Genomic DNA, 22,329 nt, shown 5'->3' on the forward strand with positions numbered 1-22,329 from the left:
CCGATAAGCTAACGTTTCCCTTTCGGCAATAGACGAAAGAGAGATAGGCAATGGAAGCCAAGGCATCAGCGCGTTTCGTTCGCGTTACGCCTATGAAGGCCCGCCGTGTCGTCAACCTGATCCGTGGTAAGCAGGCGGAAGAGGCTCTGGCGATTCTGAAGTTCGCCCCCCAGGCAGCTTCGGAACCGGTATACAAGATCGTTGCTTCGGCAGTAGCTAACGCTCGTCAGAAGGCAACCCAGCAGGGTCTGCCCTTCCGCGAGGAAGAGCTGTTCATCAGCGAAGCATTCGTGAACGAGGGCCCGACCATGAAGCGCATTCAGCCCCGCGCTCAGGGTCGCGCATACCGAATCAACAAGCGCACCAGCCACATCACCGTGGTAGTTGCTACCCCGGAGAAGGAGGAGGACCGCTAAATGGGTCAGAAAATTCACCCGAACGGTTTCCGACTGGGCATCACCACTGACCACGTCTCCAAGTGGTTCGCTGATTCCAACAAGCCCGGCGAGCGTTACGCTGACTTCGTCCGCGAGGACGTAAAGATCCGCGAGCTGCTGGCAAAGAACCTGGATCGCGCAGGCGTTGCAAAGGTCGAGATTGAGCGTACCCGTGACCGCGTGCGTGTGGACATCCACACCGCTCGTCCCGGTATCGTGATTGGCCGCCGTGGCGCAGAAGCAGACCGCATCCGCGGCGAGCTCGAGAAGCTCACCAACAAGCAGATTCAGCTGAACATCCTCGAGGTTGCTAACCCCGACCTCTCCGCTCAGCTGGTTGCACAGAGCATCGCAGAGCAGCTCGCATCGCGTGTTGCATTCCGACGTGCAATGAAGAAGGCAATCCAGTCCGCACAGCGTGCAGGCGCAAAGGGTATCCGTATCCAGTGCTCCGGCCGTCTGGGTGGCGCTGAAATGTCCCGTTCCGAGTTCTACCGCGAAGGCCGTGTGCCCCTGCACACCCTGCGTGCGAACATCGACTACGGCTTCTTCGAGGCTAAGACCACCTTCGGTCGCATCGGCGTGAAGGTCTGGATCTACAAGGGCGACCTGACCGACAAGGAGCTGGCAGCTCAGCAGGCAGCAAACAACCGCCGTGGCAACCGCCGCGATGGTGACCGCCGCCGCCAGGGCAACCGTGGTCCTCGTCGCGAGCGCCGCAACGAGAACGCTTCGGCAAAGGTCGAGGCCAAGACTGCAGAGAACGGTGAGGCATAAATGCTTATTCCCCGTCGAGTAAAGTACCGCAAGCAGCACCACCCCAAGCGTAGTGGTCTCGCAAAGGGCGGCACCGAGGTTAGCTTCGGTGAGTGGGGCATTCAGGCCCTGTCGCCCGCATACGTGACCAACCGCCAGATTGAGGCTGCACGTATCGCAATGACCCGTCACATCAAGCGTGGCGGTAAGGTCTGGATCAACATTTATCCCGACCGTCCGCTGACCAAGAAGCCTGCTGAAACCCGTATGGGTTCCGGTAAGGGTTCGCCCGAGTGGTGGGTCGCAAATGTCAAGCCGGGTCGAGTCATGTTTGAACTCTCCGGTGTGTCCGAAGAAGTGGCTCGCGAGGCAATGCGCCTGGCAATCCACAAGCTCCCGATGAAGGCACGTGTTGTGCGTCGCCGCGAAGGTGGTGAATAAGCGAGATGGCAGTAGGATCCAAGGACCTGAGCATCGATAAGCTCGCAGAGCTCTCCAACGAAGAGCTGGCTGCAAAGCTGAGCGAAGCGAAGAAGGAACTCTTCAACATCCGCTTCCAGGAAGTCACCGGTCAGGCTAACGCAGGTCGTCGCCGCACTATCAAGCGCGACATCGCACGTATCTACACCGTGCTGCGTGAGCGCGAGCTCGGTATTCGTCCCGCAACTGAAGGTGAGTCCAAGTGAGTGAAGTAAAGAACGAAGAGCGCGGCTACCGCAAGACCCGCCGCGGCTACGTTGTCTCCGACAAGATGGACAAGACCGTTGTCGTCGAGGTCGAGGACCACGTGAAGCACGCACTGTACGGCAAGGTCGTTCGCCGTAGCTCCAAGATCAAGGCACACGACGAGCAGAACACTGCTGGTATCGGTGACCTCGTTCTGATTGCAGAGACCCGTCCGCTGTCCGCTTCCAAGCGCTGGCGTATCGTGGAGATCATCGAGAAGGCTAAGTAAGCCCTCTAATGACTCTCTGCTAGAGCAATAAAAGGAGCCCTCTCCTACTTAGGTAGGAGAGGGCTCCTTTGCGTTTAACCTTTATTCGGGAGAACTCAGCGGGAAGTTCTGTGAGCTACAGAATCAACGATAGAAGTCATGAAATGCCGAATAAATATTTGTCATAAAACTTTTGAAGATGTCATACAGAAAAGTGGTTACTTTTACCGGACAACGCTATCAAAGAGCCACGTAGCTTGAGCTGGAGGAAGAAATCCCCTTGTGGAGCGTGTATGCGGGGCTTTAGGGAGGATAGCGACGGTGGCTAAAAGAGTCGTGAGAAGCGTGGGCGCTGATAATAGCTGCTTGAAAATAACCTAACGAGGCACTTATTATCAACTTTATAGTTGCTTAGTCTAGCCTTGCTTCATCCATAGGGGCTTAGCTACGCATCTTCCGGAGGTTGCACGACCTTTGGAGAAGTACCACTACACATCATCGAGGATCAGCATGACTTCTTCACCCAAGCCCTCACGTAAGCTGCTCGCCATTGCTGGCGCACTTTCCGTTGTCGCAGGTTCTTTCGCTGCGGTTCCCGCTACCTTTGCGGCAAACGTCTCCGCTTCCGTCCCCGGAGGAAACTCCCAGACCTCTGCTGAGGAATGCCGCCACATTGCAGTGAGCGCTACCCAGTACCAGGGCCTGCCCGGCCAGTACCAGCTGGCATACTCGGCAGCAACCTCCTCCCTCTACACCTCCTTCTCCTCCGGCCGCCCGCCGGTACTGACCGGTGGTGTCGGCACCTGGAACGTTGGATCCACCCCGAGCCTCTCCACTGTCTACCAGTTCCCGACCACCGACTTCACCGCACGTGGCGCTACCGCACCGACCGGTAAGCAGATTGAATCTCCCTACGGTATTGCCTACGACGAAGCAACCGGATACGTATGGGTGACCCAGACCCGCGTCAACAAGGTATCTGTCTTCGATCCCGCGACCAACAAGATTATCTGGAGCAGCGCAGAAGGCGAGGTCAACCACCCGCGCGAGGTACGCATCGATCCCTCCAGCGGCAAGGTCTTTGTATCTGGCTCCGGCGGCATTAGCGTCTTCGACACCACCCAGCACGCCCTGGTCAAGAAGATTGAATTCACCGACGCCAAGGGCGAATCTGACATCGCAATGAACATGCACGTGGACTCCGCTGATGGCAAGCTCTACGTACCCTCCTTGAGTGCCGGCACCGTGAAGGTAATCGACACCAAGAGCTACGAGGTTGAGAAGACTATTCAGCTGCACAAGGACAATGCTGAAGCCGACCTGAACGCCTCTGACGTCACCATCGACAAGTCTCTGAAGGAAATCTACGTCAGCTCCCAGGGTGACCGTAAGGGCACTAACTCTGGTATCACCGTCTACGACCTGGAAACCGGCGCCTACAAGAAGACCATTCCTTTCGGCTCTCAGGCTCTCGCCCTTGCCTCCGACGAAGCCCGTGACCTGCTGTACGTGACCGATTACGGTACCGGCAACGTCGGCGTTGTTGACGCACGCACCGGCACCGTTGTGTCTCAGGTGTCCACCGGCGCAACTAGCGGTGCGAATGATGTTCTGGTCACTGCAGACGGTAGCGTATACGCTGTAGCACGTAGCGTCGAAGGCGCTTCCGCTATCGAAACCGACTACACCATCGATAAGACCACCGGTGAATACCGCACCTCTAGCACCGAGCCTAAGGGCAAGGACAACGCAGATTCCCCGATTACCCCCGGCGTCATGGTGAAGATCAACACCACCGTTGAAACTGCCGCGAAGCCGGCAGTGCAGACTGCTTCTGAAGAGCTGGTGAAGACCTATGCCGACGGCGCTAAGCTCTACGCAGTGAAGGACTGGACCACCGGTGAAACCCTGAAGCTGCGTGGTGAAGGTTTCAAGACTCAGGACGGTTCGAAGGGCTCCGTGCTCGCCGTTAAGCTGAACAAGGGTCGTATCTCCGCGAAGGAAGAGCCGAAGTTCAACGGCGTTGAGGGCAACAGCGCAGGTGTTTGGGCGTACATCCAGGCAGATGAAAACGGTAACTTCACCGCTGAACTGCCGTACCCGACCACCGAGAACTCCAACCTGACGGAAAATCTGAAGAGCGGCGATAAGGTATCGGTCTTCCTGCTCTCCGGCTCCATTGTTGAAGGTGACACTCCTCGCGGTGGTGAAGCGCTCTCCGCAACTGTTGCAGAGAAGAAGGCAGACACCGCTGAGACCTGCGCACCGGCAGAAACCACCCAGGTCGCTGCTACTCCTTCTGGCGTGACTACCACTTACCCTGCCGGCACTAAGCTGAGCCTGCCGGATAGCGAACAGTCCACTCCGGCTCCGAGCGAGTCTGCTAAGCCTGAGCCGACCACTCCGGCTCCGAGTGAGTCTGCTAAGCCTGAGCCGACCACTCCGGCTCCGAGTGAGTCTGCTAAGCCTGAGCCGACTACTCCGGCTCCGAGCGAGTCTGCTAAGCCCGAGCCGAGCACCCCGGCACCCTCCGAAAGCGCAAATTCCAATGAAGTTGTGCACGAGTACAAGGACGGCGCTAAGGTCTACTTCCCCAAGACTTGGGACGGCCAGAAGCTGACCTTCCGCGGTGAAGGCTTCAAGACTCTGGACGGTAAGGGCTCCGTTATCGCCGTCAAGCTGAACAAGGGCGCTATTTCTGCGAAGGTAGAGCCTAAGCTCGCAGGCGTTGAAGGCAATAGCGCAGGCATCTGGGCATACATCAAGGCGGACGAAAACGGTAACTTCACCGCAACCATCGACCGCCCCACCGTGGCAAACTCTAACCTGACTGAAGAACTGAAGACCGGCGATAGCGTTGCTATCTACCTGCTCTCCGGTTCCCTGACCGAGAACGATAACGTGCGCGGTGGTGTGGCTGCAGAATACACCTTCAGCGTTGACAACCAGGCACCTGCACCGAAGGCATCCGAATCGGCTAATGCACCTGTAACTAACCCCTCTGAGGCGCCTTCCGCACCGGCAGACTCCAAGGAACAGGTAAAGGAAAACGCTAAGGATCAGTCCAAGGCTCCCGCGGATTCTTTGAAGTCTGATGCTCAGAAGAAGGACAGCACTGCACCGAAGACCTCCGGCTCTTCGTCGCAGAACGTCACCTCTTCCAACAACGGCTCCACCGCTTCGAGCTCCTCGAAGTCTTCGCTGGCTAACACCGGTGCTTCGGGCGTCGTCGTTGCTGCAGGAATCGGCGTTCTTGCCCTGGTCGTTGGCGCAACCGTGCTGGTAGCACGTCGCCGCAAGGCATAGCCCGTACCCCACGGCAGCCCACGATACTACCGCTTGGCGGTAGCGAAAGAGGTAGAGCGGGATCTGCTAGATATTCAAGAACCCGCTTGACTCTCTGAAACTGCCGATAGGCGCTGAAAGGGGCGGTACCCATCGAACCGATGGGTACCGCCCCTATCGTTTTGCCTATACGTCTGTATTCGAGCGGAAGGCCTAGACCAGGATCAGAAGTAGTAGCGGGGGAGAGCGGAAGAGAAGCGGAGGAAGGGTGAAGCGCACCCTCTGCGCTCGCCCGCCCTTATTTGACGAGTTAACAGCCTGAAGAATGAAGTGCGGGATTCTAACGCCTCAAATACGAAGAAAACCCGCACCGAAGTGCGGGTTTAGTGTCAAAGCGAGGTTCGGTCCCTAGACAAACGGATTAGCGAGGAAAAAGGGACCCAAGAAATCTGTCCGATAAGGACCGAACCTCTTGTTTGACGCATGCGTCTCTTCTATTATGGTACATCTCGCTGATTTTCGCACCTTGAATCGCGATTTTTGCTAAAAAACTTGATTTTTGAAAAAACAACCCTTAATTTCTAAATTTTTAAGCAGATTTTTTCAGAACGCTGTTTTGAGGGGGTCAGAGGTGAAGAAATATTACAAAATCTATGGCTCTGGTCGACTCGATATAAGTCTTTTAGTTCTAGAAGATGCCGATAGTTCTAGATATATGTCTTTTATGCTAATTATGTTTAGATTGTAAAGCTTTCATGGGGTAAATTTGCCCCGCTCAGAGCCGGAGGGGAGAACAGCTCCGGATGCCAATATAGGACCTCTTGAGGATGAATTTCGTAGTGCATGGACTGCACTAGAAAAGCCTCAAAATGGTGGGCAAAGCGTAAGATATACAGCAGAAAGCTCCGGATGCTAAGCCCGCAAAATATAAGGTGAGCTAGCCTCCAAACTACACAACTCTGGAGATACTTATGGTTCCCCCTGTCGCAGGAGAAGAGCAGAAGAACGTGCCGGATGCTAAGCGTTTTTCCGTGGATCGTTCCGCGGGACTTGCTGGCCAGTATCAAGTGGCATACAACCCTGAAGAGAACGTTCTTTTTGTAAGTGGAAGCTATAACCACACAAAGACCCACGGCACTCTCTGCGCCACAATTGCTCGCATAAACGCGGATACCCTGCAGATTGAGCAGACGGCTACTCTGCCCGTTATCCCGGAAAATAACCCCGAACTAGCAAACCTCTTCCAGGTTCAAGCTGCCTATGGGTTAGCCGCAGACAATGAACGGGGGCTTCTCTGGACCGGAGGAACCCGCACAAACTCGGTTACCGCATACTCCCAAAAGGACCTATCGCGCGTATGGGATTCTCTCGTTCTAGAAGTAGAGATGCTGACTCCGCGTGAGCTATACGTCGCACCCAACGGTGCCGTACTCGTTACCGGAATGGGCGGCTACCAGGTGATTTCTGCACCCACCGCAGAGGGGGAACGTAGGGTTAGCCCCCTTCAAGGGGAAGGCCCTGCCATGCTACTAGGACCCGTAGCGGACGAAAGCCGTAGCCTCCTGTACATCCCGAATATTATGCGAGATGAAATCTGGGTTGTGGATATGAATACCTGGGAGCTTGCACGCAAGCTGCCCGTAATTGGCGGGGAAGACGCCAATACTCCAGTCGGTGTTCACGGTGTGGAGATTGTTTCGACGCGCGGTGAACTATATGTCTCTGCGCAAGGGCGCGAGGGTAAGAATGGCGGTCTGTATGTTCTGAGCTTTGAGGGTGAGCACCTCGCTTATCTTCCGTTCGGAAAGATGCCCACCGATATCTTGCTCGATGCAGAACGTCACCTGCTCTATGTTGCTGATTTCGGTGGCAAGGGGGAGGCGGCAGTTGCTGGTGGCGGAACTGTTACCGTCATTAATACGCTCAATCGAGCCATTATTGACACCGTGCAGGTGGCTCCCACCCGCATTAACCACCAGGTCCTGTTGAAGGACGGGAGTGTCATTGCTGTCGATAAAGCAGGAGACTACCCCGCAGCTGAGGTTCCCTACGTGCTGGATGCAAACTCTGGCGAATACTATGAGGCTGCAGAAGAGACTCGACCGGGAGAACCTCCTCGCCCTATCATTCGTGACGGTATCGCGAAAGTATATATGCCCTAGCTGATGAGTGAAGAGCGACTGAGAGCAGCTGATATATCAACGTAGTGCGTGCCGCGCTCTAGCACTGTGCGTATGTCTGAGAGGTGGGGAGTAGGACCGGGGTGGTCTCTTGCCAGTACTGCGGCAAGTCTGTCGTGGAGGGACATTAAAGCGTAGTAAAATATTAATATCTATCTTCTTTGTTTGACACATTGTTTGATAGATTTCTCGAGGCCCCTTCAGTTTCTTATGCGTCAGGAACTACACGAAGGGGCCTCCTGCTTTAAGTGTCAAATAAGGGGCCTTCTCAATCGATGGTGATGTGGGGTATGGGGTTTTTGCTCTCTAAGCCCGGCTATCCCCAGAGATAGGGTGGAGGAGACTGAAATCATAGTCGGCAAACTCTTGCGCTACATACCTGCTTCCTGTACAGTGTTAAGACTGTGTGGCTGTATCCAAATAGCCGCACAACCACGGGCTTCTCGTGCCAGTGCATAATGCCGCTATTTACGGGTGGGATACGCCCGCTTCACGCGGGTCCAAATGCTTCTGGCATGGGTTTGCCCCAGGCGTTTCCGCTAACCCCTTCCATAGAGTTGGGGCCCGGGGCGTCAACCAATCCCGTAAAAATGTTCCGCAAGGCTGGCTCGCGCCTAAAGCGAGTCGGAACCGGCGAGACGACAGGAGAAATATGATTCAGCAGGAGTCGCGACTGAAGGTCGCCGACAACACTGGTGCGAAGGAAATCCTGACCATCCGTGTTCTCGGTGGTTCCTCGCGTCGCTACGCAGGCATTGGCGACATCATTGTCGCAACCGTCAAGGATGCAATCCCCGGCGGTACCGTAAAGAAGGGTGACGTTGTCAAGGCAGTCGTCGTCCGCACCAAGAAGGAAACCCGTCGTCCCGACGGCTCCTACATCAAGTTCGACGAGAACTCCGCAGTGATCCTGAAGAACACTGATGGTGATCCCCGTGGTACCCGTATCTTCGGCCCCGTGGGTCGTGAGCTTCGCGACAAGAAGTTCATGAAGATCGTTTCGCTGGCTCCGGAGGTGCTCTAATTCATGGCTAAGATCAAGTCCGGCGACCTGGTTCAGGTTATTTCCGGTGCAGATAAGGGCAAGCAGGGCAAGGTTCTGAAGGTTCTCCCCAAGGAAAACCGCGTGATTGTTGAGGGCGTCAAGGTCGTCACCAAGCACACCAAGGCTAACCCCCTGACCGGCGCAGCAGGCGGCATTCAGAAGGTTGAGGCACCGATCCACGTTTCTAACGTTGCGATTGTTGACCCCGAGACCAAGAAGCCGACCCGTGTTGGTTTCCGCCTCGAGACTGTAGAGCGTGACGGCAAGGAGCGCACCGTTCGCGTGCGCGTTGCTAAGCGTTCGGGTAAGGACATCTAATGACCGAAACCAAGATCACCCCCCGCTTCAAGACCAAGTACGCTGAGGTCGTCGTTCCCGCTCTGCAGGAAGAGTTCAAGTACGAGAACGTCATGCAGACCCCGAAGATCGTTAAGGTCGTCGTAAACATGGGTGTCGGCGAGGCAGCTCGCGACGCAAAGCTCATGGACGGCGCAATCCGCGATCTCACCGCAATCACCGGTCAGAAGCCGATTGTTACCCGCGCGAAGAAGTCCATCGCACAGTTCAAGCTGCGCGAAGGTATGCCCATCGGCGCACACGTCACCCTGCGTGGCGACCGCATGTGGGAATTCCTGGACCGCCTCGTCACCCTGGCACTGCCCCGAATCCGCGACTTCCGCGGCCTCTCGGACCGCCAGTTTGACGGTAACGGTAACTACACCTTCGGTCTGACCGAGCAGTCCATGTTCCACGAAATCGATCAGGACTCGATCGACCGCGTGCGTGGTATGGACATCACCGTGGTGACCTCCGCGAAGACCGACGAAGAAGGCCGTGCAATCCTGAAGGCACTGGGCTTCCCGTTCAAGACCAACTAACGACTACGTTGTAGGTCCAGACCCCGTTACCGCGGGGTAGGGAAACCACAACGAGGAAGGGCTAAAGCCCACAATGACTATGACTGATCCGGTCGCAGATATGCTGACCCGTTTGCGTAACGCAAACTCCGCATACCACGACACCGTATCCATGCCCTACTCCAAGCTGAAGGCTCGCATTGCAGAGATCCTGAAGGCTGAGGGCTACATCGCCGACGTGAAGGTTGAGGATGCAAAGGTCGGCAAGACCCTGACCCTCGTCCTCAAGTACGGTCCGTCCCGCGAGCGTTCCATCGCTGGCGTGCGTCGTATTTCCAAGCCGGGCCTGCGTACCTACGCAAAGTCCACCAACCTGCCCCAGGTTCTGGGTGGCCTCGGCATCGCAATCCTGTCCACCTCTTCGGGTCTGCTCACTGACAAGCAGGCTGCGAAGAAGGGCGTGGGCGGCGAAGTCATCGCTTACATCTGGTAGTCGGTTAGAAGAGAAAGGAAGAGAATAATGTCACGTATTGGACGTCTCCCCATCTCGGTTCCCGCCGGCGTTGAGGTTAAGGTCGATGGCAACCTGGTCACCGTTAAGGGCCCGAAGGGCGAGCTCTCCCACAAGGTAGCTTCCCCCATCACCGTGGCTCTGAACGAAAACGAGATCCTTGTATCTCGTCCGAACGACGAGCGCCTGTCTCGCTCGCTGCACGGTCTGACTCGTACCCTGATTCAGAACCTGATTATCGGCGTTACCTCCGGCTACGAGAAGAAGCTGGAAATCGTTGGTACCGGTTACCGTGTGACCCCGAAGGGTAACGACCTGGAGTTCGCTCTGGGCTACTCCCACCCGATCAACATCACCGCTCCCGAGGGTATTACCTTCGCAGTGGAGGGTGCTAACAAGCTGACCGTGTCGGGTATCGACAAGCAGCTCGTTGGTCAGGTTGCAGCAAACATTCGTGGTCTGCGTAAGCCCGATCCCTACAAGGGTAAGGGTGTTCGCTACGCAGGTGAGCACATCCGCCGCAAGGTCGGAAAGGCTGGTAAGTAAACATGGCTATCAAGTCGAAGGCAGCGCAGCGTGCACGTCGTCACGCTCGCATCCGCAAGTACGTTTCGGGTACCGCTGCGCGTCCGCGCCTGTGCGTCACCCGTTCGACCCGTCACATGTTCGTTCAGGTTATCGACGATGTCAAGGGCGTAACCCTGGCATCCGCTTCCACCATGGAAGCAGAGCTGCGTGCAGCTGACCTGGACAAGACCGCTAAGGCAAAGCGCGTTGGTGAGCTCGTAGCAGAGCGCGCCAAGGCAGCTGGTGTTGAGGCAGTCGTGTTCGACCGCGGTGGTAACAAGTACCACGGCCGTGTTGCAGCCGTTGCTGACGGTGCACGCGAGGGAGGTCTTGCACTCTAATGAGCGAGCAGAACGTAAAGGAAACTCAGGTGAGCGAAGCAGTAGTAGCTGAAACCGCTGAGACCTCCAACCAGCGCGAGGAGCGCCGCAACAACCGCGGCGAGCGTCGTGGCCGTGGTGAGCGCCGTAACAACCGCGCTCGCGAGGAGGAGAAGGACAAGTACATCGAGCGCGTTGTGACCATCAACCGCGTTTCCAAGGTCGTCAAGGGTGGTCGTCGCTTCAGCTTCACCGCACTGGTCGTCGTTGGTGACGGTAACGGCCTGGTCGGCGTTGGCTACGGTAAGGCTAAGGAAGTTCCCGCAGCAATCTCCAAGGGTGTCGAGGAAGCAAAGAAGAACTTCTTCCGCGTTCCCCGCATCGAAGGCCGCACCATCCCGCACCGCGTGCAGGGTGAGGCAGCTGCAGGCGTTGTGATGCTCCGTCCGGCAACCGCTGGTACCGGTGTTATCGCAGGTGGCCCCGTGCGTGCAGTACTCGAGTGCGCAGGCATTCACGACGTGCTGTCCAAGTCGCTCGGTTCCTCGAACCAGATCAACATCGTTCACGCAACTGTTGCAGCACTCAAGGAGCTCGAGGAGCCCCTGGCAGTGGCAGCCCGCCGTGGCCTGCCCACCGATGAGGTTATCCCCAGCTACCTGCGCAACACCAAGTCTGAAAAGGCAGGTGCGTAGTAATGGCCAAGCGTATTCAGCCCAGCGACGCAAAGCTGGAAATCACCCAGGTCAAGTCCTATGTTGGTCAGAAGCAGAACATGCGCGACACCCTGCGTTCCCTGGGCCTCAAGCGCCCCGGCAACAAGGTAGTCCGCACTGCTGACCCCGTCACCGTTGGCATGGTTAACACCGTTGCTCACCTGGTGAAGGTTGAGGAGGTCAAGTAAAGATGGCAGAAGCTATCAAGATTCACGATCTGCGCCCGGCACCGGGTGCCCACAAGGCAAAGACCCGCGTTGGCCGCGGTGAAGGCTCCAAGGGTAAGACCGCAGGTCGCGGTACCAAGGGTACCAAGGCACGTTACCAGGTTCGTGCAGGCTTCGAAGGCGGCCAGCTGCCGCTGCACATGCGCCTGCCGAAGCTGCGCGGCTTCAAGAACCCCTTCCGCACCGAGTACCAGGTTGTTAACCTGGACCGCATCCAGGAACTGTTCCCCAACGGTGGCGACGTCACCGTCGAGGCACTGGTTGCTAAGGGTGCCGTTCGCAAGAACGAGCTCGTGAAGGTTCTGGGCAACGGCGAAATCTCCGTCAAGGTGAACGTTGTTGTCGACAAGGCATCGGCTTCCGCTATTGAGAAGATCGAGGCCGCTGGCGGTTCTGTAACCGTTAAGTAGTCTTCAAGACGAGAAAGCCCCCGTCCGTACACTGTACGGCGGGGGCTTTTTGCTGCTCGGAAAGACTCACAACGGGGTATATTCCTGTATTTGCATATTTGAACGCTTGGCGCGCGCCACATTAGTATCCAAAAATCACGCTAAGAGAATATAAAAGCTACATAATCTGCTAGGGAGTTATCGTTACCTGCTCCAAACACGATAGACTGGAAGGTGTGTTTAATGCGCCCTGAAACTCCTTCAGAGGAAAGGGTGCCCCATAGACTTACAGGAGGACATGTGCTGAGCGCATTCGGGCGAGTCGTCAAGACCGCCGATTTGCGGCGTAAGCTGCTGTTTACCCTGGCAATGATTGTGCTGTACCGCGTGGGCACTTTCATCCCCGCGCCAGGCGTTTCCTACGGAAATGTACAGCAGTGTCTGAACGCCAATGTTACAAGCGGTGGCGTCTACGATATCGTCAACCTCTTCAGTGGTGGCGCACTGCTGCAGCTTTCGATCTTTGCCCTCGGCGTGATGCCGTACATTACCGCGTCCATTATCATCCAGCTGCTACGCGTGGTCATCCCGCGATTCCAGGAGCTGCACGATGAGGGCGCGCAGGGTCAGGCAAAGCTCACCCAGTACACCCGCTACCTGACCATCGCTCTTGCTCTGCTGAATGCAACCACCATCGTCTCGATGGCACGCTCTGGCGTTCTGCTGGGTAACTGCCCGGGCATCATCCCCCAGGACGACGTACTGCACATCCTGCTGATTATCGTCACCCTGTGTGCAGGTACCACCGTCATCATGTGGATGGGTGAGCAGATTACCGAGCGTGGCGTCGGCAACGGCATGTCCTTGCTGATCTTCACCTCCATTGCTTCCTCCTTCCCGAGCGCTCTGGGTTCCATCCAGCGCACCCACGGTTGGGGTATCTTCGCAGCTGTCTGCGGCATCGGCCTGCTGGTCATGCTCGCTGTGGTCTACGTGGAGCAGTCCGTTCGCCGTATCCCCGTGCAGTACGCAAAGCGCATGATTGGTCGACGCACCATTGGCGGCACCAACACCTACATTCCGCTCAAGGTCAACATGGCCGGCGTGATCCCGCTGATCTTCGCCTCCTCCCTGCTGACCCTGCCCGGTCTGCTTGCCCAGTTCAACACCCCCACCGACGGCTCCACTCCGCCGGACTGGGTTAACTGGATCAACGCATACCTGGTGCGCGGCGACCACCCGCTGTACATTGCTCTCTACTTCTTCATGATTATTGGCTTCGCGTACTTCTACGTGGCGGTCACCTTCGACCCGGTAGAAGTAGCGGACAATATGAAGAAGTACGGTGGCTTCATCCCCGGTATTCGCGCCGGTAAGCCCACCGAGCGTTACCTCAGCTACGTACTCAACCGAATTACGTTGCCTGGCGCACTTTACCTGGGTGTAATTTCCATGATTCCCCTGGTAGCGCTTATCCTATTCAACGCAAACCAGAATTTCCCGTTCGGCGGCGCCTCGCTGCTGATCGTGGTGGGTGTTGGTCTTGACACTCTCAAGCAGATCAACGCTCAGCTCCAACAACGAAACTACGAAGGACTGCTCCGATGAACCGTCTGCTCATCGTCGGCCCTCCCGGTGCAGGTAAGGGCACCCAGGCCGTCAAGATCGCTGAAGCGCTGAAGATTCCCGCGATTTCCACCGGTGATATCTTCCGCAAGAACATCAAGGAAGAGACCGAGCTGGGCAAGGAAGCGAAGTCGTACATCGACTCCGGCAACCTGGTTCCCGACTCCGTCACCAACAACATGGTGCGCGCACGCCTGGAGGAAAGCGACGTCGTCAACGGCTTCCTGCTCGATGGCTACCCCCGCAACACCTCCCAGGTGCACGAGCTGGACTCCATCCTCGAAGCCAAGGGCGAGAAGATCGACCGCGTTCTCCTGCTGGTTGCAGACAACGACGAGCTCGTCGAGCGTCTGCTCAACCGCGCAGCAGAGCAGGGTCGTACCGATGACAACGAAGAGGTCATCCGTCACCGCCTGAAAGTCTACGAAGAAGAGACCGCACCGCTGATCGCAATCTACCGCGAACGCGGCATCGTCAAGGAAGTTAACGGCCTCGGCGAGATTGCTGAAGTCACCGAGCGCATCCTCGACGCTCTGAAGTAATCTTCTGCTGTACCCCCGCAATTTGAGGTGCATGATGCATCACAAAGACTTGCGGGGGTACAGTGCTGTCTGTAGAGTTCTAAGCTTGGGCGCACCGCCCCCTATACCTAAGGAGCCAGAATGGCACGAGTCGAAATCAAAACCAATGCACAGCTTCAGCAGATGGCTCGTGCAGGCGTCATCACCAGCCGCGCGCTCGATGCGGCAGTGGCGGCAGCTCGCCCCGGCGCAACCACCGCAGAGGTGAACGCCGCTTTTGAACGCACCATGCTGGAACTGGGTGGCACCTCCAACTTCTACGGCTACTACGACTACCCGGCAACCGTATGCACCTCCGTCAACCATGAGGTCGTTCACGGCATCCCCGGCGACTACGTGCTCAAGGACGGCGACATCCTTTCTATCGACGGTGGCGCATACGTTATCGACCCCGCAACCAACCGCCAGTGGCACGGCGACTCGGCACGTACTGTGCTGGTCGGTGACAATGTGAGCGAAGCACGCGCAGAGCTCTCCGCCGTCACTCGCGAAGCAATGTGGCACGGCATCGCCGCTCTGGCAACCGCAAAGAAGGTCGGCGAAATCGGCCTTGCCATCGAAGCATATGTGACCGAAGAATACGGCGATAAGTACGGCATTATTGAAGACTACGTGGGCCACGGCATCGGTTCCCAGATGCATATGGCACCGGACGTACTGAACTACGCAGTGCGTGACATGGGGCCGAAGATCAAGCCCGGCATGGCTTTCGCTATTGAGCCGATGCTTGTGACTGGTTCCATCGAGACCAAGGTGCTCTCCGACGACTGGACCGTTGTAACCGTTGACGGCTCCGATGCCTGCCAGTGGGAGCACTCCGTTGCTGTGCATAGCGAAGGTATCTGGGTCCTGACTGCAGAAGACGGTGGTGCAAGCGAACTTGCTCGCTTTGGCGTAACCCCGGTTCCGATCCCCGCCTAAGTCCCACCACTAGGGGAGGGGTATCCACCTTTAGCTGCCCCACCTCCACCCGAAGAAACCGGCGAATCCGGTCCGGTGCGTGATAGCGCATCCGAAAGCATCCACATCACAAGGAAGAAGCTCCATGAGCGAAACTCTCAATAGCGGCGAGGCAACCGCACCCGCTGCGACCAAGGTGCCGGTTGAAATCTCGAACGTTCGCCCCGCACCCGGCCAGATTGCCCTGAAAGCACCGCGCCGTGCGAAGCCGCCCAAGCATATCGCTGACTTCGACATGGCTGGCCGCCGTGAATTTCTGAAGGAACTTGGCTACCAGTCGTTCCGTGCATCCCAGCTGTCCAAGCACTATTTTGAGCGTCTGGTCACTGACCCCGCTGAGATGACTGACCTGCCGGCTAAGGACCGCGAGCAGATGGTTGCACAGGCGATGCCTCAGCTTCTGACCCCGGTCCGTACCCTCGAGGCTGACGGTGGCGACACCCTGAAGGTTGTGCACCGCCTCTTTGATGGTGCGCTCATTGAGTCTGTCATCATGCGTTATGACAACCGCGTGACCATGTGCATCTCTTCGCAGGCTGGCTGCGGTATGAACTGCCCCTTCTGTGCGACCGGTCAGCAGGGTTTGACTCGCAACCTGTCCACCGCGGAAATTGTGGAGCAGGTCGTTGCCGGTGCCCGCTACCTGAAGCAGATGAAGGGCCTGGAAGAAGCAGAAGGCGGTTCTGAGGATACTCGTCCGCTGCGTGTTTCCAATATTGTCTTCATGGGTATGGGCGAGGCGCTTGCTAACTACAAGGCAACCATGGGTGCTGTGCACCGCCTGATTGACCCTTCGCCCGAGGGCCTCGGTATTTCTGCTCGCGGTCTGACCATGTCGACCGTGGGCCTGGTGCCGGGTATTCGTAAGTTTGAGCTGGAGAAGCTGCCCATTACTTTGGCGCTGTCTCTGCACGCTCCGGATGATGAGCTGCGTGATGAGCTGATCCCGATTAACCAGCGCTGGAAGGTCGACGAGACTCTGGACGCTGCGTACGACTACTACCGTACGACCGGCCGCCGCGTCTCCATTGAGTACGCGCTGATTCGCGATATTAACGATCAGGGCTGGCGTGCGGATCTGCTCGGTAAGAAGCTGGCGCAGCGCGGCCGTGGTTGGGTGCACGTGAACCCGATTCCGCTGAACCCGACCCCGGGTTCGAAGTGGACGGCATCCCGTAAGGGCGTTGAGCAGAACTTTGTGGAGCGTCTGCGTGCCCACGGTATTCCGACGACTATTCGTGATACTCGCGGTTCCGATATTGATGGAGCATGCGGTCAGCTTGCCGCTAAGGAAGACTAAGCAGTTGAGCTGTGACCGGTGAACGGTGCCCCTTTCCTGCGGAGGGAAGTCAATAAGACTTTCAGGAACGTGGGGGAGGGGCTTCTTCCTTTTAAACATTAAGTGCCTGATGTCATAAAAATCACGGTTGTTTTTCCACGGCCTTTGCCGTAGAGTTAACAGTTGGTTGTTTGTGCCAGTGTTAAGTGCGCCTTAAAACGCCCTATCGCCTCACCGAGGTGAGCTCACAAACAGAAGATACAATTGCCCGCCGCACCTGCGACGGGCACCGACGTTAGCGGAGGATATGGCTAAGAAAGACGGCGTCATCGAGATTGAAGGCTCTGTGGTTGAAGCTCTGCCCAACGCGATGTTCCGTGTTGAGCTGGATAACGGCCACAAGGTTCTCGCACACATCTCGGGCAAGATGCGTCAGCACTACATTCGCATCCTGCCTGAGGACCGAGTAGTAGTGGAACTGAGCCCCTACGACCTTTCCCGAGGTCGTATCGTCTACCGTTACAAGTAAACCCGAGATAAACGTCGCCTCTGGCGGCGTTTAAATCGTGTTCAAAGGGATAACGCAGTTCCCCAACGTAAGTGAGGGAACCTCTTATCTCGCCAGTAATCAAGTTGCAATCAAAAGGAATGCGATGAAGGTCAAGCCGAGCGTTAAGCCGATCTGCGATAAGTGCAAGGTGATCCGCCGTCACGGTGTGGTCATGGTGATCTGCGAAAACCCGCGCCACAAGCAGCGCCAGGGCTAATCCCTAGCAGCTGACTTCATAGCCGCCCTATAAGAGGGTGGAATTGTCATAGGCACCGCTCCGAAGCAACGCCCCAAGAGGCGCCTTCGGATACCTCCGGACTCAGAGGCCGGGGACCGAGCCAGAATAACTCGGGCAGTGATGCTATAGACCTCTGGAAAACAACAAGGAGAAGCCAGTATGGCACGTCTCGCTGGAGTTGATATTCCCCGCGAAAAGCGCGTGGAAGTTGCTCTCACTTACATCTACGGCGTGGGCAAGACCCGTGCACACGAAACCCTCGCTGCTACCGGCGTCAACCCTGACACCCGCGTCAAGGACCTGACCGACCAGGAGCTCGTGGCACTTCGTGACTTCATCGAAGGCAACTACAAGGTTGAAGGTGATCTTCGCCGCGAGGTTGCAGCTGACATCCGCCGTAAGGTTGAAATCGGTTCCTACCAGGGCCTGCGCCACCGCCGCGGCCTGCCGGTTCACGGTCAGCGCACCAAGACTAACGCACGTACCCGCAAGGGTCCGAAGCGTACCGTCGCAGGTAAGAAGAAGTAAGCAACGTTGCTCTGTTGGATATCTCTATCCGACCAACGTATTAGAAAACCTTTGTAGGAGAATCAAAAATGCCTCCCAAGACTCGCGCTGCGGCAGCTCGTAAGACCAACCGCCGCAAGGTTAGCAAGAACATCGTTGCTGGTCAGGCTCACATCAAGTCGACCTTCAACAACACCATCGTCTCCATCACCGATCCCACCGGTGCAGTGATCTCCTGGTCCTCCGCTGGCGACATGGGCTTCAAGGGCTCCCGTAAGTCCACCCCCTACGCCGCACAGCTGGCTGCTGAGGCTGCTGCAAACCGCGCCAAGGAGCACGGCGTCCGCAAGGTTGACGTGTTCGTCAAGGGCCCCGGTTCCGGTCGCGAAACCGCAATCCGCTCCCTGCAGGCTGCAGGCCTCGAGGTCGGTTCGATCCAGGACGTTACCCCCGTTGCACACAACGGTTGCCGTCCCCCGAAGCGCCGCCGCGTCTAATTAGGTCTCGACCTAATCCCTCGACGGGTACACTCCGCACGGAGCTGTACCCGGAGAGTACAGACACCCGTCTGCTTCCTAAGATATGTTTTCCCCAACCTGTGGGCTCATATAGCGGAGCTCACCGAAAGGAAACAAAGTGCTTATTGCACAGCGCCCCACTCTGACTGAAGAGGTCGTAGCGCCCAACCGCTCGCGCTTCACTATCGAGCCTCTGGAGCCCGGTTTCGGCTACACCATGGGTAACTCCCTCCGCCGTACTCTGCTGTCCTCCATCCCCGGCGCCGCTGTTACCAGCGTCCGCATTGATGGCGTACTGCACGAGTTCAGCACCGTTCCCGGCGTGACCGAGGACGTCACTGAGATCATCTTGAACATCAAGAAGCTCTCCATCTCTTCTGAGAACGACGAGCCCGTCGTGGCCTACCTGCGCAAGCAGGGCGAAGGTGAACTGACCGCAGGCGACATCGAGGTTCCCGCTGGCGTGGAGATCCACAACCCGGAACTGCACCTGGCAACCCTGAACGCCTCGGCAAACTTCAACGCTGAGCTGGTTATCGAGCGCGGTCGCGGCTACGTGACTGCAGCTCAGAACAAGGTCGGCGATGGCGAGATTGGCCGTATCCCGGTTGACTCCATCTACTCCCCGGTTCTGAAGGTTACCTTCAGCGTGAACGCGACCCGTGTTGAGCAGCGCACCGACTTCGACAGCCTGACCCTGGACGTCGAAACCAAGGAAGCCATCGCACCGCGTGACGCCGTTGCTTCTGCAGGCAGCACCCTGGTCGAGCTCTTCGGCCTTGCACGTGAGCTGAACATTGCAGCTGAGGGTATCGAAGTTGGCCCGTCGCCCGCCGACGAGTCCATGGCCGCTGATTTGGCACTGCCGATCGAGGACCTGAACATGTCCGTCCGCTCCTACAACTGCCTCAAGCGCGAGGGCATCCACACCGTGGGTGAGCTCGTGACCCGCAGTGAAGCTGACCTGATGGATATCCGTAACTTCGGTGCTAAGTCCATTGACGAGGTCAAGGCAAAGCTCATCGAGCTCGGCCTGGCTTTGAAGGACTCCCCTCCCGGTTTCGAGCCTGCTGCACGCCCGCTTGATGACGAAGACGGTTCCGGCGAATAATTTCGACCGAATAGTTCACCCGGTTCCACCGGGATCAGTCAAACTTGATTCCCTAAGAGGCTCCGCTGCTGGGGCGTTAGGGAACGCAACTATGGAGATTTAACTATGCCTACTCCCACTAAGGGTCCCCGCCTCGGCGGTTCCCCGACCCACGAGCGCCACATGCTCAACAACCTGTCGGCGCAGCTGTTCCAGCACAAGCGCATCACCACCACCCTGACCAAGGCAAAGCGCCTGCGTCCGGTGGCAGAGCGCTTCATCACCTTCGGTAAGAAGGGCGACCTGGCTGCTCGCCGTCGCGTGCTGCGTTCCATCACCGACAAGTCCGTCGTGCACGAGCTCTTCACCGTTATTGCTCCGGCAATGGCAGAGCGCCCCGGTGGTTACACCCGCATCATCAAGATCGGTAACCGTAAGGGTGACAACGCTCCCATGGCAGTCATCGAGCTCGTCATGGAGCCCGTTGCAACCAAGGGTGCAGTTGCTGAGGCAACCAAGGTTGCTGAGAAGGCAGCTGAGGCTCCCAAGGCTGAAGCAGCTGAGGGCCTGCCCGCAGGTTCCCACGCACCCCTGGAGTCCGGCGAGGCTCCCGAGGGCTTCGAGGTTAAGGGTAACGCCGATTCCATGAAGTACCACGTGCCCGGTTCCCGCTGGTACTCCAGCACCAAGGCTGAAATCTGGTTCGACTCCGCTGAGTCGGCAGAGGCTGCAGGTTACGCCCCCGCAGGTGGCGCAGCAGCACAGAAGGTTTCCGAGTAATACGGATCCCAGCTGATTTAGGCTAAGCCTAAAATATGTCAATCCGCCGTCCACTGCTGTGGGCGGCGGATTGGTGTATCTGCATACTTAAGAGGACACGGTTCTTTGCGCATTCGCTATCCAAGAGCCGGCCCGTAGTCTTCAATCGTCCTTTACCGCTGAAAGGCACACCAATGCATAACGCTACTTCTTTAGAGAATTACGAAGAGCAGCCCTTCACCGCTACGCACCGCGTGCGAATTGATTGTGCTTACGACGGTTCTCTTTTCAGCGGGTGGGCAGCCCAGCCGAACCTGGTCACCGTGCAGGGAGTTATCGAGAACGCCCTCGAGCTGATTCTGCGGGCGCCTCACCGTGTGGTGGTTGCGGGTCGAACGGATGCGGGAGTCCACGCAGAAGCCCAAACCTTGCACTGCGATCTGAGTGATGAGGACTGGACTCGCCTGCAGGGGCGAACGGGGGAAGATGACCCGACGGCTGCCCTGGGGCGCCGCCTCACCGGGGCTCTTCAACGATGCCTTTACGATGCGGAAGAGCAGCTGAACCTTCCGAAGAACGTTCGCGGCATTTTGCAGGGCGCTATTCAGATTCACCGCGTGAGCGAAGTGCCCTTTGATTTTGATGCGCGCTTCTCCGCTACCGGCCGCCGCTATGTTTACCGCATCGCAGATGGTGCGGCGGACGGTCTTAACCCTCTGCACCGCACCTACACTTGGGCAGTACCTGAGCATCTGGATTGCGCTGATCTTAACGAATCGGCACAGCAGCTACTCGGTCTGCGTGATTTCCTCTCTTTCTGCAAGCCGCGTGAAGGGGCGACTACGATTCGTGAACTGCGAGAACTCAGCTTTACCCGCATAGAAAGCGGTCTGATTGAGGTGCGCGTGGTGGCTGACGCCTTCTGCCATCACATGGTGCGTTCGCTTGTGGGCGCGTTGGTGCTCTACGGTACAGGTAAGCGTGACGCCGCCTGGTTGCGTGAGCGGATCGAGAACCCTGGACGCGAGGCTTCGCTGACTTTGGCACCTCCGCATGCGCTCGCCCTGGCTGAGATTTACTACCCTGCATCGGAGCTCTACGGTGTGCAGGCGGAGCGTGCTCGAGCAAAGCGTGAAGACCACGAGGCACAGAGTGCTTAACGCCCTGTGTATATTGAGCGCCGTCACACGCCGGAAGTGATGAGGGGCTCAACGGAGGAGCGCAATCGTCGAGGGTGAATTACACGGATGGAATTTAAAAATGTGTTTAAGACAAAAAAGCCCTATTTTTAAGGCTTTGGCGGTGGATTAAGCACTCGACGTCCTGTATAGTCTTGATATGTTGTGCGTGTTCTACCCGAGCGCGCTCTAAATCGCTGTCTAGTTGCAGGACGTTAAGGCGGTATAGAGTACGGGCAGAACGGGCGGCAGCTCGGTCCTCACCCGGGTGTTCGTCATGCACGTAAGTAAAAGGCGCGATACCCAACTAAGCGCCGTATGTACATTTCGAGACAAAGGCCAATATTTTGCGCACTTATACTCCCAAGCCCGGCGAAGTCGAGCGCCAGTGGCACGTCATTGACGCCACCGACGTTGTTCTCGGCCGCCTCGCAAGCCAGACCGCTATCCTGCTGCGCGGTAAGCACAAGCCGACTTTTGCTCCCCACGTTGACACCGGTGACTTCGTTATCATCGTGAACGCTGAGAAGGTCGCCCTGACCGGTGCAAAGCTCGAGCAGAAGCGTGCATACCGCCACTCGGGTTACCCCGGCGGTCTGAAGTCCGTGAACTACGCAGAGCTGCTTGAGACCAACCCCGTTCGCGCGGTTGAGAAGGCTGTTAAGGGCATGCTGCCCAAGAACAAGCTTGCTGCACAGCAGCTCAAGAAGCTGAAGGTCTACGCTGGTCCCGAGCACCCGCACGCGGCACAGCAGCCCAAGACCTACGAATTCAACCAGGTCGCCCAGTAATTCGGGCCTACGAAGAAACAATAGGAGA

The 22,329-nt window shown here is 57.3% G+C and carries 28 protein-coding genes; all 28 read left to right on the forward strand.

What is annotated here, in order from left to right:
* The first annotated feature begins 50 nt into the window (after positions 1-50).
* The 28 genes from rplV (at position 51) to rplM (ending at position 22,301) form a co-directional block, all read left to right on the forward strand.
* A complete protein-coding gene (gene rplV, locus LPB405_RS06700; protein ID WP_005504964.1) occupies positions 51-416 on the forward strand; it encodes a 50S ribosomal protein L22 in 366 nt (121 codons plus the stop codon).
* Positions 417-1,214, forward strand: a complete 798-nt coding sequence (gene rpsC, locus LPB405_RS06705; protein WP_005504966.1) for a 30S ribosomal protein S3 — start codon at positions 417-419, stop codon at positions 1,212-1,214.
* Positions 1,215-1,634 (forward strand): 50S ribosomal protein L16, encoded by a 420-nt coding sequence (rplP, locus tag LPB405_RS06710; protein WP_005504968.1) that lies wholly within the window; start codon positions 1,215-1,217, stop codon positions 1,632-1,634.
* Positions 1,635-1,639: 5 nt separating this feature from the next.
* Positions 1,640-1,879, forward strand: coding sequence for a 50S ribosomal protein L29 (gene rpmC, locus LPB405_RS06715; RefSeq protein WP_005504969.1), 240 nt, complete (start codon positions 1,640-1,642; stop codon positions 1,877-1,879).
* A complete protein-coding gene (gene rpsQ, locus LPB405_RS06720; protein WP_012903053.1) occupies positions 1,876-2,148 on the forward strand; it encodes a 30S ribosomal protein S17 in 273 nt (90 codons plus the stop codon). Before rpmC ends, rpsQ begins: the two co-directional genes overlap by 4 nt.
* Before the next feature lie 489 nt (positions 2,149-2,637).
* A complete protein-coding gene (locus LPB405_RS06725) occupies positions 2,638-5,433 on the forward strand; it encodes a Vgb family protein (protein WP_219100843.1) in 2,796 nt (931 codons plus the stop codon).
* A 1,364-nt stretch (positions 5,434-6,797) separates the two neighbouring features.
* Positions 6,798-7,574, forward strand: a complete 777-nt coding sequence (locus tag LPB405_RS06730) for a YncE family protein (protein WP_257604881.1) — start codon at positions 6,798-6,800, stop codon at positions 7,572-7,574.
* A gap of 670 nt (positions 7,575-8,244) precedes the next feature.
* Positions 8,245-8,616, forward strand: coding sequence for a 50S ribosomal protein L14 (gene rplN / locus LPB405_RS06735; RefSeq protein WP_005504986.1), 372 nt, complete (start codon positions 8,245-8,247; stop codon positions 8,614-8,616).
* A gap of 3 nt (positions 8,617-8,619) precedes the next feature.
* The gene (gene rplX / locus LPB405_RS06740; protein WP_005504988.1) at positions 8,620-8,955 is read left to right on the forward strand and encodes a 50S ribosomal protein L24; all 336 of its coding nucleotides are present in this window, start codon (positions 8,620-8,622) and stop codon (positions 8,953-8,955) included.
* Positions 8,955-9,515 carry a 50S ribosomal protein L5 gene (gene rplE, locus LPB405_RS06745; RefSeq protein ID WP_005505001.1) on the forward strand — a complete coding sequence of 187 codons (561 nt, stop codon included), beginning with the start codon at positions 8,955-8,957 and terminating at the stop codon, positions 9,513-9,515. The genes rplX and rplE overlap by 1 nt, the downstream gene beginning before the upstream one ends.
* A 73-nt stretch (positions 9,516-9,588) precedes the next feature.
* Positions 9,589-9,987, forward strand: coding sequence for a 30S ribosomal protein S8 (gene rpsH, locus LPB405_RS06750; protein ID WP_005505003.1), 399 nt, complete (start codon positions 9,589-9,591; stop codon positions 9,985-9,987).
* Positions 9,988-10,014: 27 nt separating this feature from the next.
* Positions 10,015-10,551, forward strand: a complete 537-nt coding sequence (gene rplF / locus LPB405_RS06755) for a 50S ribosomal protein L6 (protein ID WP_049338084.1) — start codon at positions 10,015-10,017, stop codon at positions 10,549-10,551.
* A 2-nt stretch (positions 10,552-10,553) separates the two neighbouring features.
* Positions 10,554-10,913: a 50S ribosomal protein L18 gene (gene rplR, locus LPB405_RS06760; protein WP_005505006.1), complete on the forward strand. Its 360-nt coding sequence runs from the start codon at positions 10,554-10,556 to the stop codon at positions 10,911-10,913.
* 29 nt (positions 10,914-10,942) lie between these two features.
* Positions 10,943-11,587 carry a 30S ribosomal protein S5 gene (gene rpsE, locus LPB405_RS06765; protein WP_171840195.1) on the forward strand — a complete coding sequence of 215 codons (645 nt, stop codon included), beginning with the start codon at positions 10,943-10,945 and terminating at the stop codon, positions 11,585-11,587.
* Between the two features lie 2 nt (positions 11,588-11,589).
* Positions 11,590-11,796 carry a 50S ribosomal protein L30 gene (gene rpmD / locus LPB405_RS06770; RefSeq protein WP_004005265.1) on the forward strand — a complete coding sequence of 69 codons (207 nt, stop codon included), beginning with the start codon at positions 11,590-11,592 and terminating at the stop codon, positions 11,794-11,796.
* A gap of 2 nt (positions 11,797-11,798) precedes the next feature.
* Positions 11,799-12,245 carry a 50S ribosomal protein L15 gene (gene rplO, locus LPB405_RS06775; protein ID WP_005505008.1) on the forward strand — a complete coding sequence of 149 codons (447 nt, stop codon included), beginning with the start codon at positions 11,799-11,801 and terminating at the stop codon, positions 12,243-12,245.
* A 279-nt stretch (positions 12,246-12,524) separates the two neighbouring features.
* On the forward strand, positions 12,525-13,832 hold the full coding sequence (gene secY, locus LPB405_RS06780; RefSeq protein ID WP_219100847.1) for a preprotein translocase subunit SecY: 1,308 nt from the start codon (positions 12,525-12,527) through the stop codon (positions 13,830-13,832).
* Positions 13,829-14,392 carry an adenylate kinase gene (locus tag LPB405_RS06785; protein ID WP_005505015.1) on the forward strand — a complete coding sequence of 188 codons (564 nt, stop codon included), beginning with the start codon at positions 13,829-13,831 and terminating at the stop codon, positions 14,390-14,392. Before secY ends, LPB405_RS06785 begins: the two co-directional genes overlap by 4 nt.
* Positions 14,393-14,512: 120 nt before the next feature.
* Positions 14,513-15,352: a type I methionyl aminopeptidase gene (gene map / locus LPB405_RS06790; protein WP_049341779.1), complete on the forward strand. Its 840-nt coding sequence runs from the start codon at positions 14,513-14,515 to the stop codon at positions 15,350-15,352.
* A 124-nt stretch (positions 15,353-15,476) separates the two neighbouring features.
* The gene (gene rlmN, locus LPB405_RS06795) at positions 15,477-16,691 is read left to right on the forward strand and encodes a 23S rRNA (adenine(2503)-C(2))-methyltransferase RlmN (RefSeq protein ID WP_044150213.1); all 1,215 of its coding nucleotides are present in this window, start codon (positions 15,477-15,479) and stop codon (positions 16,689-16,691) included.
* Positions 16,692-16,977: 286 nt separating this feature from the next.
* A complete protein-coding gene (gene infA, locus LPB405_RS06800; RefSeq protein ID WP_005505018.1) occupies positions 16,978-17,199 on the forward strand; it encodes a translation initiation factor IF-1 in 222 nt (73 codons plus the stop codon).
* 124 nt (positions 17,200-17,323) lie between these two features.
* Positions 17,324-17,437 (forward strand): 50S ribosomal protein L36, encoded by a 114-nt coding sequence (gene rpmJ / locus LPB405_RS06805; protein WP_004005257.1) that lies wholly within the window; start codon positions 17,324-17,326, stop codon positions 17,435-17,437.
* A 180-nt stretch (positions 17,438-17,617) separates the two neighbouring features.
* Positions 17,618-17,986: a 30S ribosomal protein S13 gene (rpsM, locus tag LPB405_RS06810; RefSeq protein WP_005505026.1), complete on the forward strand. Its 369-nt coding sequence runs from the start codon at positions 17,618-17,620 to the stop codon at positions 17,984-17,986.
* 68 nt (positions 17,987-18,054) lie between these two features.
* Positions 18,055-18,462 (forward strand): 30S ribosomal protein S11, encoded by a 408-nt coding sequence (gene rpsK / locus LPB405_RS06815; protein WP_005505028.1) that lies wholly within the window; start codon positions 18,055-18,057, stop codon positions 18,460-18,462.
* Between the two features lie 139 nt (positions 18,463-18,601).
* Positions 18,602-19,594, forward strand: a complete 993-nt coding sequence (locus LPB405_RS06820) for a DNA-directed RNA polymerase subunit alpha (protein ID WP_005505031.1) — start codon at positions 18,602-18,604, stop codon at positions 19,592-19,594.
* 105 nt (positions 19,595-19,699) lie between these two features.
* Positions 19,700-20,353: a 50S ribosomal protein L17 gene (gene rplQ, locus LPB405_RS06825; RefSeq protein WP_005505032.1), complete on the forward strand. Its 654-nt coding sequence runs from the start codon at positions 19,700-19,702 to the stop codon at positions 20,351-20,353.
* 173 nt (positions 20,354-20,526) lie between these two features.
* Positions 20,527-21,492: a tRNA pseudouridine(38-40) synthase TruA gene (truA, locus tag LPB405_RS06830; RefSeq protein ID WP_219100849.1), complete on the forward strand. Its 966-nt coding sequence runs from the start codon at positions 20,527-20,529 to the stop codon at positions 21,490-21,492.
* Positions 21,493-21,857: 365 nt separating this feature from the next.
* On the forward strand, positions 21,858-22,301 hold the full coding sequence (gene rplM, locus LPB405_RS06835; protein WP_005505035.1) for a 50S ribosomal protein L13: 444 nt from the start codon (positions 21,858-21,860) through the stop codon (positions 22,299-22,301).
* The last annotated feature ends 28 nt before the right edge of the window (positions 22,302-22,329 follow it).

This window comes from Rothia mucilaginosa, from assembly GCF_019334805.1.
In the GTDB taxonomy this organism is placed as follows: Bacteria; Actinomycetota; Actinomycetes; order Actinomycetales; family Micrococcaceae; genus Rothia; species Rothia mucilaginosa_C.